This window comes from Streptomyces sp. NPDC059816, from assembly GCF_042732055.1.
Classification (GTDB): domain Bacteria; phylum Actinomycetota; class Actinomycetes; order Streptomycetales; family Streptomycetaceae; genus Streptomyces.
This window is the reverse complement of the sequence record NZ_JBHWIQ010000044.1, coordinates 1-15,327: the sequence shown is the minus strand read 5'-3', so window position 1 is coordinate 15,327 and position 15,327 is coordinate 1. Positions and strand designations below refer to the sequence as shown.

Below are 15,327 nucleotides of genomic sequence, written 5' to 3'. Positions count from 1 at the left end.
CCAACTGGTAAGGCGCGGGTGGTCTGGGACGAGCAGGGGGTTCGGGTGGCGGACGTGTCGCCTGCGCAGGCGCTGGACCGAGCGACGGCCGTCGGCGGCCGGGTGGCCGGCCTGGTACGCCAGGAGTCCCGAGGAGAAGACCAGACGTGCCGCTGGGAGCTCGTCGTGACCCTCAGCAGCAGCCTTGAGGACCGGGCGGCCGCCGGGTGGATCATCGCCGACGAGATCATGAAGGAACGTACCGGCGGACGTCCCCGGAGCTATGGAAAGTGGCGCGAGGCCACCTTGAACGGGGTGAAGCTGACCGGGAAGGACCACGTGCTGGTGGAGCACTTCGCGAAGCCCGTCTTCGAGGCGGCAGCCGCGAAGAAGGAGGGCAACCACGGGCTGGCCGGGTACGTGGGCGAGTGGCTCTGGTACCTCCTGACCCGCGACCTGCCCAAGGATCCAGCGCGCACCGTGGAGATTCTCGGACCGCCGAAGGCTGCCGTCAACGACGGAGGCGGTGACGGACTCATCGTCTACCGGGAAGACGGAACAGCTCGGGGCTTCTCCTTCCGGCTGTGGGAGATGAAGAAGTACACCGGGGAAGCGAACCAGCCTGATGGAGCAATCCGAAATGGCTGGACGCAGCTCAACACCAAAGCGGGGACCTACCTGGGAATGCTCTCCTGGGGCGACAAACAGCTTGCTGACGACACCCGGGAGTTCGTGGGCAGTCTGACCGAGCAGTGGGTCGACGAGGAGGAGTCGGCAGGCGCCGGCGTCAGCGTCGCGCTGAACACCACGGCGATCCCGACGAAAGCATTCCACCTTGCGCACCAGCACTTCACCACCCACAAGCACCCCGGCGCACTCCAGGGTCTGGTCGTGGCGATCGACGATCTCGAGGGCTTCGCCCATGAGGTGAGGAAGTACGTGTGGACCGCACTCTAGATCCGGCCGTTCTCGCAACCGCCCTCGGCGACCACCGCCCCGGCGGGGTTCTGCCCTCGCCGGAGGAACTGCTGGCCGCCATCACGCAACTGGAGATCGCCGCCGTCCGCAGCGACCACGAGATCCCGGACGACGTGCTGGCCACGGCATGGCTCCTGCACGGACTGGCCGCGGTCGAGCCCGAGACACCCGGGTTCGACCCGGTGCGGGCCCGGCATGCCCTCGCGGTCAGCGCCCACGTGATGGACCTGGCCCTGTCCGACGAGCAGCGCTCTCCCACCGAGCGGCTGAGGATCGCCTTCGCCGCCCAGGCCGGCTACCGCCGGTGCGAGCAGGAGCCCAACGCCACCGCCGTCTACCGCCAGGTCAAGAACCTGGTGAACTTCACCTCCTCCCTCCCGGCACACATCGACACCCTGGCCCTGGAGGCCGGCGTCCTGTTTCTGGGCTTCGACCGGCCCGACCTGAACCGGGCCCTGGCCGCCTGGCGCCGACAGCTCGCGGAACTCCGCGAACTCATGGACGGTGATCCGCTCGCGGGCACGATGTACGGACCGGCCGAAGCCGTCGTCGAAGCGGTCCACCACCTGCGCCTGTTCCTCTTGTTGGGCGATCAGGACCGCCTGCAGGATGCACGGGACCTGCTGGGCAGCGTCCTCGACGGCCAGGCCGGCCGCGGTGACCCGACCGCCCGGTGGGTCGCTGCCCACCTCCTCGGACTCAGCGACGAGATGGCCGCCAGCAGTCTGTACACGCTCCTCCCGCAGGGAACCCCCGACGCGGTCGCCCGGACCTTCGCGATGTCCGATCCACCGGTGATGACTCTGTGGCGCCCACAGCGCCAGTTGCTGAACCTGGAGCGGGGCAACCCGGTCGACCCCGCCACCGGCCGGAGCCTGATCAGCGTACCCACCAGCGCGGGCAAGACGCTGATGGCCCAGCTGGTGATCTGCTCCCACCTGGCGCAGAAGCCCGGCCGCGTGGTCTACGTGTCGCCGATGCGCAGCTTGGGCCGGGAGATGCGGGCCGCGCTGCGCGCCCGGCTGCGACTGCTGGAGCGCAAGCTGGTCGCCGAGCAGCCGGACTTCCCGCTCGCCGACGGCAGCGGCTCCCTCGTCGGGGACGTGGACATCGTGACCCCGGAGCGGCTCATGCACATGATCCGCAACAACCCGGGCGCAGCACTGGACGAGGTCAGCCTCATCGTCGTCGACGAGGCCCACCACCTCGCGCAAGGCCGGCGCGGGTTCGTGCTGGAAAGCCTGCTCGCCCTACTGCGGACACGCTCCGACATCCGGCTGGTCCTGCTGTCCGCCGCCGTCGGCAACCGGGCGGCCCTGGCGTCATGGCTGGACCCCACGCGGCCGGCCCAGGAGGTGTACTTCACCGACGACTGGCGGGGCCCCAGGCGCCTGCACGGCCTCATGTACCCGCAACTGCTCAAGGACCAGGCCGAGCGCACCCCGCGCAAGCCGAGCAAGAACCATCCCTCCACCACCCGGGCCACTGTGCCGGTGGCCCCCCGGCTCGACATCCGGCCGACCACCGCCAGCCGCACCGACGGCCTGACCTTCCCCGAAGTCGGCGCCAGAGCGTACGCCTCCACCAACTCCCGGCAGTGGAAAGCCGCCACCAAACTCGGCGGGCCCCGCGACTACGAGGTGTTCGCCGCCGGCGCCGCCGCCCTGACCCGCGCCGGCAGCGTCCTGATGGTCGTCGCCAGCAAAGTCATCGCCAGGAACGCAGCCCGCGCCATGGCCGAGCACCTGGACGTCCGCCCCGAGGCCGCGGCACTCACCGAGTTCCTGGCCGAGACCCTCGGCGAGCAACACCCTCTGGTCAACTGCACCCGCCACGGTGTCGCCTTCCACCACGCCGATCTTCCCGACGACGTCCTCCACGCCGTCGAACAAGGCCTTCGTGACGGACACCTGCTGGCCATCGCCAGCACCACCACCCTCACCGACGGAGTCAACCTCCCGGTGCGCACCGTCATCATCAACCACACGGTCGAAGGCGACCCCACACGCGGCAACCAGCGCGGCCTCAGCCCCGCGAAACTCCTCAACGCCATCGGCCGGGCCGGCCGGGCCGGCCGCGAGAGCGAGGGATGGGTCATCCTCACCCGCCCCTACCCGCCCCAGGACGCGGAGTTCGAGACGCTCACCCCCGACAGTCAGCAACTCACCGTCACCTCCGAACTGCTCAGCGAAGACGCCCTGCGGTCACTCGCCCATGCCGAGTGGCAGATGCGGAACTCGCTCGACGGCCTGTTCAGCGTGATGGGAACCGTCGCGTCCGACTTCGCCACGTTCGTGTGGCTCGTCCTGCAGACCCACGCCGATACCCTCCACACGCCCGGCGACCGGCTCGACCCGGTGCGGTCACTGCTCGCGATGGAACAGTCCGACGACCCTTCGGTCCCGGCCCGCTGGATGGCGCTCGCGGAAGAGGTCACCGCGGTCTACGACGCCACCGACCCCGTCTCGACCCGCCGGTGGGCCAGCACCGGAACCAGCATCGGATCCGCCCGCTGGCTCGACGGTGTCGCCGGACGCCTCGCAGAGCAACTCGCCGCCAACGCGGCCCCCGAGGACACCCCGGACGAGATCAGCATCTTCTTCGGGGCACCCGAGTGGCCGCTGGAACAGACGCTGGACTTCCTTGCCGAGCAGGGCGCCTTCGACGCCCTCATGCTGACGCCCGAGGCCTTCGAGAGCTGGAAGCTCACCACCCAGCAGACCCCCAGCTTTCACGTTGACGTGCCCATCGGCGACGCGGTTCGGGACTGGATCTCTGGCCCATCCATCCCGGAGCTGGCCCGTACCTGGATCCCGGTCACCATGTCGTCCCACCCTCAGATGCTCGAGCTGACCGTCCAGAGCATCAAACAGGGCTTCGAGCACGCCATCAGCTGGACAGCCGGAGCTCTGATCAACCTCGTCAACACCCACCCCCTGCTGACCCCCACCACGCCCCGCCTGTTCGAACAGACGGCCTGGCACATCCGGCACGGCGTCGACACCGAGCAGGCCATCACACTGCTGACCTCCGGCATCACCTCCCGCCGCCTGGCCCACCAGATCGGCCGCGCCGCAGCGGAGACCGGCATCGGCTCCGGTGAACTCCGCACCTGGGTCGCCGATCAGCAGATCGAAGGCTGGATCACCGCGTACAAGGCCAACACCTACGAGGTCGAGGACCTCCTCGACTACGTGAGCACGCCGGCCAACCCTCTCAACGAACTGCTGCGAGGACACCCCGTCACCATCCCCCTCGCACAGGTGGGCCCGGGCACCACAGACGGACCGGTCACCCTCACCCACCCCGGCACGAAACCGGCGACCATCAGAGTCGACCGCAACGGAAACCAGATCGCCGCCATCCCCGCCGCCCGGCACCACGCCGTCCTCACCCTCCTCGACAGTGGACTCGACCTCACCCACCATCTTGAGGCCGGGCAGCTTGTCACCGCCTTGGCCACGCCCAGCTTGTAGAGCACCGAAAGCTAGCCGACCCAGGCGGGGTTGGCCTCACTGGTCCAGGACTGGAAGCGGGAGATCAGTCTGGCCCTGCGCAGCGGCTTCGCACCTGCCCTCCACAGCACATGCCAGCCGGGGTCCCCTCCACTCCATCGCCCGCCAGATCCTCAAGCGACCGCCTCCCGAAGCAGTATCGAAGTTCTGCCTGCGAATCGGCGATTTGCAGACAGAACTCGTCGGCGTCGGCCGTGTCGTGGTCCAGGGTCTTGCCGATGAACACGTGTCGACGGGAGGCAGGACACGGGGCTGCCCCCGGAGAGGGGCGGCGTCATCGACTGCCCTGCCCCGTGTCCTTGCCCGTCTGCTCCCGCAGGGTGCGCAGCCAGGTATCCATGAACCCGGCGGCGCCGGTGTCGTCCCCGGGCAGGTGGAAGATCGCCGGGTCGGCAGCCAGCTGTTCCATCAGGGCCGCGTAGAGCTCGTCGAGGTACGGCTCCAGGCAGGCGGCCAGGGCCTCGGCGAACTCCGTGGGGGAGGGGGAGAGGCCGATCATGTGGTCCAGGACGGGAAACATACCCCGCTCGTCGATGACGGCCCGCAGCGCGGCCAGCCCCGGCGTGTCCGGCATCCAGAGCGCTGTGGATTCCTGGTTTTGATCTGGGGCGCTTCAGGGTGTGAGCTGGGCGCACGTGGTCAAGTTGGATAGTTTGAATCGAGGTGCACGTGGTGTCTGACCTGTGCAGGTTGCTGTCTGCGTGGCTATGGCCAGCGCTAGATGGTGCTGTGAGCAGCGAATCCGTGATTGAGCTGGAAAGCCGCAACTATCGCCGGAACCCCTGTGGAGTTACTCGTATTTATGCAGGTCAGAGGCGTGTGAGAGTGCGCGGTGTCACCGGTCGGATGACCAGCGCGCCGGTTTGAGGGAACAGGCGATCGACCTGCCTGGCGGGGTCGGTCAGGGGCGGCCTTGTGCCTGTTGAGCAGCGAGTTCCTCGATGATGCTGGCCTGCTCGCGAATGTCGGCGGCCTGCGCTGGGGTGAACTCGTACCGTGTGAGGCTGCTGATCTCCGTTCTGGCCGCAGCGATGTCTCCGGTACGGGCGAGGACCACGGCTCGGTGGGACCTGAGCCCGACGATGAGTTCGGGCAGGTTGTAGGCCTGGGTGATGGGCAGGAGCTGCCGGTCGATCAAGTTCAGGGCGGCCTGTGCTTCGTCGAAGCGCAGCATGGTCTCGACCACGTCCTGGCCGAGGTCGACGGCGGATCGCCAGGCCCCTGCGGCCATGTAGAGCTTCATGGCGGGGAACGCGGCGCTGCCGTAGTCGAGTTTGAGCTGACGGCAGCACTTGACATGCATGGCGAAGCAGTCGGCGAGGCGCTTGTAGTCCTCGGGTGTCTCGCTGTTCAAACAGGCTTGTTGCAGTGCCTCGGTGGGGCCGTGGAGGTTGGCCAGGTCCAGGCCGAGGTGAACGCAGTAGGCGTCGGCGAGTTCCAGGGCTGCGGGGCCTGCGGCTCGGTAGCTGCCTGCGTGGTAGAGCCCCTGAACGTAGCCGTAGCGCAGAGATCGCTCCAGGAGAGAGGGGGCGAGAAGCTCAGCCAGGGCTGTCCTGAACGTAGCATCGAGGGCTTCGTTGTCACCGGTGTGCCCGTGCAGAGGGAACTGGCGGATGGCCACCAGGACCTGCTCACGTGGTCCGATCCCGCTGCCGCCCTCCGAGGCGAGGACTTCCATGGCGTGGACGTGGCGTGCGTAGGCCTCCCAGTTGGTGTCCCCATATGCCCAGGAGGCCAACGCACTGTGCGCATCAAGGCGGTCGACGGCGTCCCGACCCGGATCCTGCGCCACGTCCGCGATCACCGTGCGCAGTTCGCGCGGGAAGCCGCCCTCGTAGAAGCCTTCCTGACTGGTGATCTCCAGCAAGCGGTCGATCTGGCCGGTATCGGCGAGCAGCCGCATCCAGCGGGCCAGCCGCGGCAGTTCTCTGTGGCCCTCGAGAAGATCAGTCAGGGTCTGCTCGACACGGAGGGCGGCTTCCTCATGCAGGTCATGCGACCCATGGAGGGCCAACGATGCGGCCGCATCGTGGAGTTTGGCGAAACCGTCGGCGAATGTCTGCACGAGGCCGAGGCCTACGAGTTCGCGCACGGCCCTGGCCGCGGCAGCGGGACGTATCGGTCCCGCGGCTGCTGCCAGCTGCTGCAATTCCGGGCTGCTCAGGGGGACTTCAGCGATGGCCATGAGGCCGGCCATCGTGCGTGCCAGCACGGACAGGTGCTCGAAGGTCTGTGCCAGGATGCGTTCCTGGGCCGTGGGGGCGAGGTGGGTCTGCTCCTGCACCGCCGCGCAGAAGGCGCCACCGTCACCTGCGTAGTTAGTGCGGGTGAGCGCCGCGGAGTTGAGGACGTACAGCGGCATACCAGCTGTGAGTGCCAAGACCCGCTGTGCGGTGGGGTAGTCCAGGGTGCAGTCTTCGGCAGCGAAGACGGCGGCCACGGTGTCGGTGTCCCAGCCGGGCAAGGACTCGGCGGAGACACCCAGATGCGCGGCGAGCGCGGTCTGCTCCGGGTGGGGGTGGCCCAGCAGCGTGATCTGGGCCGTCGGCAGCGCCTGGACAAGCAGCCGTAGGTCGTCGGATGGGAGGTCGTGCACGTTGTCGATGACGACCGCGATGACTGTGCCGTCGTGAGTCAGTCGGCCGTGCACGGCCCGAAGGACGTCGATGCCGGCCCCGCTCGGCAGACTCAGGGCATCGGGCCCGCTCAGGTGCCGGGCAGCAACCTCCCGGGCCAGCGCGCCGGGCACCACTGCGGGTGGCATCTGGCCGGCATCGAAGTAGGTGACCGGGAGCGGGCACTGGGCGGCGGCGCGCGCCGCCCAGGTCGTCTTCCCGGCCCCGGAGAAGCCAGTCACCAGCCGCACGCGCTGCTCGCCCGTCAGCTCCGGTTCGCCGCCAGGCGGCCAGTAGACGTCGGGAACCTGGGGAAAGGCCTGCAGCTCCTCGACGAACTGCTCGTACAAGGAGGCCAGGTCACCGGTATGGAAGGCTCGCCCATGGGCTCCGGCGCTCGCGTACTGCACGCGGGCAGCCAGCTTCCACACCAGCGTCTGCGCTCCCAGGGACCCGAACGGGACCCGGGCGGCCTGCTCGGTGCACCACTGCAGGACACCGGTGAGATCCGCAGCAGTCGGCGGCAGCCACGTCTCTTCCGGATCTGGATGTCCCGGCCACAGCAGCGACACGCCTGCCGGCCAGCCCGTCTGCTGGGTCCGTTGCAGCAGATCCCGACCCGGTGCGGTATTGCTGACCACGATCAGCTTCGGCGCGCCGGGGCGCCGCCCCGCCGTGTGCTCCGCGCGCAGTTTGGCGAACTGTTCAACCGACCCGCTGATGTCACTCCACATCAGATTGCCCTGCCGGGTCTTGACCTGCAGGTAGAGATGCCGGTCCGGGAGCACGACCTCCAGGTCCTCGTCCAGCTCCATCAGCAGCGTCTGCGCACCGGCCTCACGCAGCCGCAGCAGACAGCCCACGGCGTACAGGTTCTGATAGGTGAATCCGCGGTGCAGGGAGGTGATCCGCCGCAGCTGCGCTGGATCGAGCGGGCCGGCCGTCCGTGCCGTGCTGTCCTGGGCGGTGTCGCCGGTCGGCGGTGGTTCCTCGTCGTGCACGCCCCCACGATATCGGCCCCTGCGCGGGCCGCGGCGCAGACCGCTGCCCCGGGGGCGGGAGTGTGTGAGGCGCCGGTGCGGCGCAGCAGCACAACTCCGCTCGCGGTGGCCTGGGATGCGGTATGCCCCAGCCGTAGGTACAGCATCGAGCCGTCCAGCCCACGACGCGGTCCAGCGCGGGGGACAGGGGCGGAAAGGGGCCGGGATCCGAGGAAGCGCCGCCAGCTCACCAGCGCCCCTTCCGTGGCGCTTCGGCACGGGAGCGGAATCTCTCGGTCCGCTCGCGTGGCGGCGTGCACCCTGCGGCCGCCGGGAGGCCGCCTCCAGGCCGACAGCCCCTGACATGGGCCCCGGCAGTACGTGAAATGCCTGGTGAGACCGTGTTGTCAGTGGCGCATGGTAGTTATGGAAGCAGAGAGAACGTGTGTGGTTCTCCCGCCAGTTGACCCACATCGAGTGAAGAGGCAACAGGATGGTCGAGACGGAACTCCCCGAGCGGGGAGTGGTGTTCTGGCCGGTCGGCACGGGCGACTCCACCACGCTCGTGCTCGGCGGCGACCTTGTCCTCCAGGTCGACCTGCGGGACATGAAGGCTGCCGACGAGAAGGACGCGGTCGTCGCCGCGGTCATCGACCGTCTCGCGGAGACCCTGCCGTGCCCCGACTGGCTTGATGGGGAGACCCCCTACCTCGCGGTGTTCGCCCTGACCCACGCCGACCTGGACCACTGCTGCGGGTTCGGGGACCTGGTGGACAGCGACATCCTGATCGGGGAGATCTGGGCGACGCCCCGGCTGTGGCGGGAGATCTCCCAGGACCAGACCATGTGCGAGGACGCCCGCCTCTTCCAGGACGAGGTCGAGCGCCGCGTCGCCGCCACCCTGGAGGCCCTCGCCAACGGCGAAGAGCCCGCCAGCGGCGACCGGGTCCGGATCATCGGCTACGACGACGACCGCGACCAGCACTCCTACAACGAGCTGCCCGACGAGTACTTCACCTTCCCCGGCAAGACAATCACGATGATCGACGGCAACGACCTGTCGGGAACGTTCGAGGCGTTCGTCCACGCCCCGTTCAAGGGCGACTGCGCCGGTGAACGCAACGAGACGTCCCTCGCCCTGCAGATCCGCATGCCCACCGGCACCGGCGCGACGGGCCGGCTGCTCCTGCTCGGCGACCTCGCCTACCCCACGATCAAGAAGATCTTCGACAACAGCGAGTACTTCGGCAACACCGACCGGGTGGAGTGGGACCTGCTGCTCTCCCCGCACCACTGCTCCAAGAAGGTCATGTACGCCAAGGGCGAGGACGGCGAGGAGGAGCGCAAGCAGGACATCCTCGACCAGTTCGAAACCTACGCCAGCCCGGACGCCCGGGTGATCGCCAGCTCCCGGCCCTTCCGGGACCAGGACGAGAAGGGACACAATCCGCCCCACCTGCTGGCCCGGGACGCCTACGCGGAGATCACCGTGCTGCCGGTGCTGTGCACGGGCGAGTACCCCACCAAGGACGAGCCCCGGCCGGTGGTGTTCGCCCTGGACCCCCTCTTCGGGTTCGAACTCGTCGACGTCGCCGAACTGGAGGCCAAGTCCCTGGTGATGAAGGCCGCGGGCGGCGGACGGCGGATGCTGGCCGCGCTGGGCACCACCCGCTTCCCGGCCGCCGCCTTCACCGCCACCGCCGCTCTCCCCTCCCCCCGGGCGGCCACCGCCGCGCGCAGCGCCGTCGAGCAGGCCCGAGGAGACAAGGCCGCACCCGCCACGCCCCTGGGATTCGGTGACGCGTGAGCGACCGCACCACTACGGCTGTCACGGCCGGCCAGCACCTCGCCCTCGACCAACTCCGGCAGATCACCGACTCCGACCGCGGGGTCTTCCTCTCCCACGTGGACACGGCACCCGCGGCCCCCACGGGCTTCGTGGAGGCGCGCATCAGCGTCGGATGCGCCGGCCTGCCCCGCGTCGAGGGCGGCCTGCGGCTGCGCAGCGAAGAGCCCGTCACCCTCTACATCCCGCCGGACTTCCCCTTCGAGGTCCCGCTGGTGCACACCCGGCACAAACGCTTCGCCGGGGCCCCGCACGTCGTCTGGGCCCGCTTCCCGTGCCTGTACCGCTCCACGGCGACCGAGTGGGACCCGGCTGATGGCATGTACGGGTTCATCACCCGCCTGCTGGACTGGTTCAAGGCTGCCGCGGCCGGTGAACTCGATGCCCCCGGCGAGCCGCTGCACCCGCCTCACGCGCTCGGAGACCACGCGGGCGGCCTGCTCGTCGTCCGCCGCGATGCGCCTACCGCCGCCGACGACGAGCCGTGGCTGGGCGCGGCCCTCCTGCACCATGTCAACGCCGACCGCAGCGACGTGGTCGGTTGGCTGCCCTTCGGCCGACCGTGGCCGCACACCCTCACCGACGCCCGGGCCGCGGCCCAACTCCCCGACGACGCCGAGGTATTCTTCGCCCCGGCTGTCATCACCACAGACCATCTGACCTTCGAATACCCCGACACCGCCCGGGCGCTCATCGCCGCGTTGGCGCGCGGCCGCATCACCGCCCGCATGATCCTCGGTCTCGTCGGCCTGGCCGCCGACCACAACCGCCGCCTGCGCACCACCGCCGACCAGACAGGCCCGGACGGCACATCCCGCCCGCCCGCCCCTGTCCATCTCCTGCTGGGCACCCCCTCCCGGGGCAACAGCGGCCACGGCTCCCGCCGGACCCACCTGGTGGCCTGGCACCTGCCCGACTTCGCCGACCAACTCACCCGCCGCGCCGTCACCGCCTACGTCGCCCGCCAACTGCCCGAACTCGGCGACGAGATCATGCAGATCGGCGAGGAATGGCTCGACACCCTGACCACCCGGTGGTTCAGCCTCTACGAGGCCCGCCCCGAGGTCACCGTCCGCCGCGACCACCACACCCCGGCGGCCTGGCTGCACGGCAAACGCATCCTCGTCCTGGGCGCCGGCGCGCTCGGTGCGCCCGCCGCCGACATCTGCGCCCGCGCCGGCGCCGCCCACGTCACCGTCGTCGACAAGTCACTCGTGCACCCCGGTATCCACGCCCGCCAGCCCTACACCGACCCCGACATCGGATACCCCAAGGCCGACGTCCTGGCCGACCGTCTCAACCAGATCGACCCGCACGCCACCCGTATCGAGTCCGTCGTCGCCGACATCACCCGCCGATTTCCCGTCCTCGGCGTGCACTCCTTCGACCTGATCCTGGACTGCACCGCCAACCGCGTCGTACGGGCCTACCTCGAACGCGCCCGCCGCACCGACCCCACCCCCTGGCCCCACCTCGCCACCTTGACGATCGGCCATCAGGCCACCCGCGGCATCGTCGCCCTCTCACCTCCAGGAGCCACCGGCGGCGGCACCGACGTCCTGCGCCGCACCTCCCTGGCCGCCCGCACCGACCCCACCGGTGCCCTGGCCGACATGGTCGAGGACTTCTTCCCCACCGAGCCCCGCACCGACCTCTTCCAGCCCGAACCCGGCTGCTCGGACGCCACCTTCACCGGCTCCGCCGCCGACGTCGCCGCCCTGGCCGGACAGCTCATGACCGGCATCCTCCACGCTCTGAACGCCCCCGACGGCCAGCACACCATGGCCGCGCTCACCGTCCGCACACCCAGCGGCCCCACCGACCCCCAGCCCGCCGGGCCGCGCTGGCTGACCTGGCCCAACGACACGACCATCACCGACGACGCCACCGGCTACGACGTCCGCATCGCCCCCGCCGCCCTCGCCGAGATGCGCGCCGAAGCCCGCCGCGGCGCCCGCGTCCGCGGCCCGCGCGTCGAAACCGGCGGCATGCTGCTCGGCACCATCGACGACGCCACCGGCATCATCCACGTCGACGAGGCCACCGGACCGCCCCCGGACTCCCTGCTGAGCGACACCTACTTCCAGCACGGCCTGGACGGCGTCACCCACCACCTCGCCTCCCGCCGCACCGCGACCGGCAACACCAGCCGCTTCCTCGGCCTGTGGCACACCCACCCCCACAGCCCGGCACAGCCCAGCGCGACCGACCGCACGGCCATGGAACTCCTGACCCTGCCCCTCGACGACGCCCCCACCCGAGCCCTCGTCCTCATCGCCGGAGGACCACCACCCGTCTGGCAGAAATGGCTCACCACCGCAGACGGACCCGACCTCTACGCCCGCCTCGCCACCCGCACCACCACGGCCGCCACCCCACCAGCTCCGACCGCGCCGGCCGGCCACCCCGGCCCAGGCCTGTGGTGGCCCGGCGGTTACGCCACCCGCCCCGCCACCGACAACACCCTGCCCGCCCCCCGCCGATCGGACGACGCCCGCCCATGACCCGCACCCTCGGCCTCGCCCTGTCCGGCGGCGGCTCCCGCGCGGCCGCCTTCCACCTCGGCTGTCTGCGCGCCCTCCACGACCGCGACCTCCTCGACCGCATCCGTGTCGTCTCCGGCATCTCCGGCGGCTCGCTGCTCGCCGCCCTGTGGGCCTACGGCCCGCCCGACTTCGCCGACTTCGACACCCGCACCACCGACCTGCTGCGCTCCGGCCTGCAACTGGCCATCGCACGCCAGGCGTTCACACCCTCCGCCGTCGCCCGCAACCTCACCGCGGCCGCCCGCGCCGGCGCCCGCGGAGCGTTCACCCGCGGCAGTGATGTCAGCGTCGCCCGCCCCGCCAACCGCACCGACGCCCTGGCCGCCGTCCTCGCCCGCCAGGCGTTCGGCACCCGCACCATGGCCGACGTCACCCACCCCGGCCTCGACGTCGTCCTGACCGCCACCGACCTGGCCACCACCAACGCCGTCCGCTTCGGCAGCACCCGCAGCGGCTGCTCCCGCTACGGCACCATCACCGAACCCATCCCCGCCGCCACCGCCGTGGCCGCCTCCGCCGCCTACCCCGCCCTGCTGCCCGCCCTGGAACGCACCTTCACCTTCCAGCACCGCGACGGACACCACCAGCAGCACACCGTGCTGCTCACCGACGGCGGCGTCTACGACAACCTCGGCCTGTCCGTCCTGGAACCCGGACGCTCACCCCACCACACCCAGCACGTCTACGACGTGTCCTTCATCATCGCCTGCGACGCGGGCCAGGGAGAACTCACCCTGAAAGCACCGCACTTCATGACCGGACGCCTCAGCCGCTCCTTCGCCACCGTCCACCGCAAAGCCCAGGACTCCGCCCGCTCCCGCCTGCACGAATGGGCCGCGAGCGGACGCATCGACGGATTCGCCCTGGCCTACCTCGGCATGAAAGACGACCGCCTGCCCGCCCCGCCCGCCGACCTCGTCCCCCGCAGCGCAGTGGCCACCTACCCGACCAACTTCGCCGCCATGACCCGCACCCACTTCGAGGCCATCACCACCCGCGGCGAACAGCTCATGCGCACCGTCCTGCCGATGTACCTGCGCCACCCCCGGCACTGAGGCCCCGTCGAAAACGAGCTGGGCGCACTCACCTGCCGGGGACTGGGCGACTGACGACGTGACACCCTGGGCGGCTGCAGGGCAGGGAGAATCGGACGTGACGGTGTGCGATACGCCATGACGCGGGCGCACCGCATCGGGGAGGAACACGACGTTGAGTACCGTATGGGCCCGGGTATGGCAGTTCCGGGTGCAAGGGCCGATGGTGACCGCCACCCAGGTCGGACAGGGTGACCTGGGGGTGGGACTGGCCCGGCTCATCCACATCAACGCGCTCGCCTGCGACCTCAACAGGGTCGTCGACTACCGCACCAGGCAGCTCGAGGTCCGCCTTCTGGCCAGCTATCTCGCAGCCCCCGGCGCCGGTGCCCCGCTCCAGGTCGATCACCGGGCATTCGTGGCGAGCTCGCGGCACATCCGCAGCTTCGTCACCGAAAGCTCAGGACTGGGCATGCTGACGGCGGCCAGCGAAGCCCTCTTCGCCTGGGACAACACGGCCCATGCCCTGCACAGTTTCGACGCACTGCCCGGCCGCATACTGACGGGCTATCAAAACGGCGGCATCAGACCGGACTTGCTGTTCCATCTGCCCGGAGGCAGGGTCGCGGGAGAGGCCCGGGGCCGGCACCGCCGCGCCAAGACACTCCTGCCGAAGCAGCCGCTCGCCGAGCAGAAGGGACGGCTGCAGGAACTCGCCCTCTGGTCGGCGTCCCACCGCGACCACGCCTACTTCATGAGCTGGGTCTGGATCGGCCGCTCCGGCGTCGCCGTGGATATCTTCCTTCCTCAGGACAAACGCTGGGACGGTGCACTGGACGACCGCTGGAAGCGGCAGGGCGGAGGCGGCCAATGGCGCTTTCCCGTGCGCGAGCGACGGCGCAGGCCACCAGAGGACCCCTCCGGGCAGATGCCGGCCGGCGATCCCGCACCGCCGTCGCCCACCACACCGCCCAGCGCACCATCCGCCCCACCGCCCGACACGGACGCACCGCAGGACGCGATGCCGCTGGCCGCTGCCCGCGCACAACCTGCGGCCGACCTGCTCTCACGGACCGGCCGCATGGTCCAGCGGCTGTACGACACCGCGCCCGCACTCGACGCGGAACTCGCCGGCATTCCCGTCCGCGGCGCCTGGGTGCCAGCCGACGCGCTGGGACCTGCCCGGCACGAGGTGCTGCTGGCCGTCCTGGCCGAACAGCCCCCGCCCCAGGCGGGTGTCCGGGAGCGCCTCGCCCGGGCCGAAGGCCGCTTCGACGCCTGCCTCGACGGACGCTTGCTCACCGTCGTGCGTTCCGCAGCCCAACCGCCCCCAGCCTGGCAGGACGTGGAACAGGTGCTGTTGAGCCCGGCGTGACACACCGGCACCCAAGCCCGCCCGGAACCCGGCAGGGGTGCCCGACGGCCGAGGCGTCCAACCGGCGCTGCGAGAGGCCCGCCGGACGCCGGGGCAGCCTTCCAGCGCCGAGCGCCGCAGCCCTGTCCTCGGTCATGCCGATCCGGACAGCTCACCCATCAGAGCAGCAACCGTCCGCCGCCACTGGCGGGCTTCCTTCCGCAGCGGGAACCACGCGTCGGCAGTCCGCCGGTCAAGCTCGGCGAACTCCGTCAGCTGCGCCGCCAGTTCAGCACTGCCGGCGCTGCCGACCGCTGCCGAGCGCACCTGGTCGGTGAGGCTGTGTAGCCGGTGCGCGGCGCGGTAGTAGGCGACCTGATCCTGGCTGAGAAAGTGTTGGGTAACTGATCAGTCGCATCCTGTGATGTGCTGGTGGTGATCTCCATGGTTGACGCTTGCGTGAAGATCACCGTCATGTGT

8 protein-coding genes are annotated in these 15,327 nt (G+C 70.1%); 6 read left to right on the top strand and 2 right to left on the bottom strand.

What is annotated here, in order from left to right; all coding sequences use genetic code 11:
- Positions 1–54: 54 nt before the first annotated feature.
- Together ACFV88_RS34255 and ACFV88_RS34250 are read left to right on the top strand one after the other, a co-directional pair.
- Positions 55–936, top strand: coding sequence for a hypothetical protein (locus ACFV88_RS34255; protein ID WP_385496064.1), 882 nt, complete (start codon positions 55–57; stop codon positions 934–936).
- The gene (locus ACFV88_RS34250) at positions 921–4,433 is read left to right on the top strand and encodes a DEAD/DEAH box helicase (protein WP_385496063.1); all 3,513 of its coding nucleotides are present in this window, start codon (positions 921–923) and stop codon (positions 4,431–4,433) included. Before ACFV88_RS34255 ends, ACFV88_RS34250 begins: the two co-directional genes overlap by 16 nt.
- 313 nt (positions 4,434–4,746) lie before the next feature.
- Here the strand turns inward: ACFV88_RS34250 and ACFV88_RS34245 are convergent, their stop codons facing one another.
- Positions 4,747–4,992, bottom strand: a complete 246-nt coding sequence (locus ACFV88_RS34245) for a hypothetical protein (protein WP_385496062.1) — start codon at positions 4,990–4,992, stop codon at positions 4,747–4,749.
- Between the two features lie 381 nt (positions 4,993–5,373).
- Positions 5,374–8,088 carry an ATP-binding protein gene (locus tag ACFV88_RS34240; protein ID WP_385496061.1) on the bottom strand — a complete coding sequence of 905 codons (2,715 nt, stop codon included), beginning with the start codon at positions 8,086–8,088 and terminating at the stop codon, positions 5,374–5,376.
- Between the two features lie 472 nt (positions 8,089–8,560).
- On the opposite strand from ACFV88_RS34240, the gene ACFV88_RS34235 reads away from it, so the two are divergent.
- From ACFV88_RS34235 to ACFV88_RS34220, 4 genes are all read left to right on the top strand, one after another.
- On the top strand, positions 8,561–9,874 hold the full coding sequence (locus tag ACFV88_RS34235) for a hypothetical protein (RefSeq protein WP_365859089.1): 1,314 nt from the start codon (positions 8,561–8,563) through the stop codon (positions 9,872–9,874).
- Positions 9,871–12,417 (top strand): ThiF family adenylyltransferase, encoded by a 2,547-nt coding sequence (locus tag ACFV88_RS34230; protein WP_385496059.1) that lies wholly within the window; start codon positions 9,871–9,873, stop codon positions 12,415–12,417. Before ACFV88_RS34235 ends, ACFV88_RS34230 begins: the two co-directional genes overlap by 4 nt.
- On the top strand, positions 12,414–13,514 hold the full coding sequence (locus ACFV88_RS34225; RefSeq protein ID WP_385496058.1) for a patatin-like phospholipase family protein: 1,101 nt from the start codon (positions 12,414–12,416) through the stop codon (positions 13,512–13,514). The genes ACFV88_RS34230 and ACFV88_RS34225 overlap by 4 nt, the downstream gene beginning before the upstream one ends.
- Before the next feature lie 154 nt (positions 13,515–13,668).
- Complete coding sequence (locus tag ACFV88_RS34220) at positions 13,669–14,868, top strand: hypothetical protein (RefSeq protein ID WP_385496057.1); 1,200 nt, start codon at positions 13,669–13,671, stop codon at positions 14,866–14,868.
- Positions 14,869–15,327: the final 459 nt, after the last annotated feature.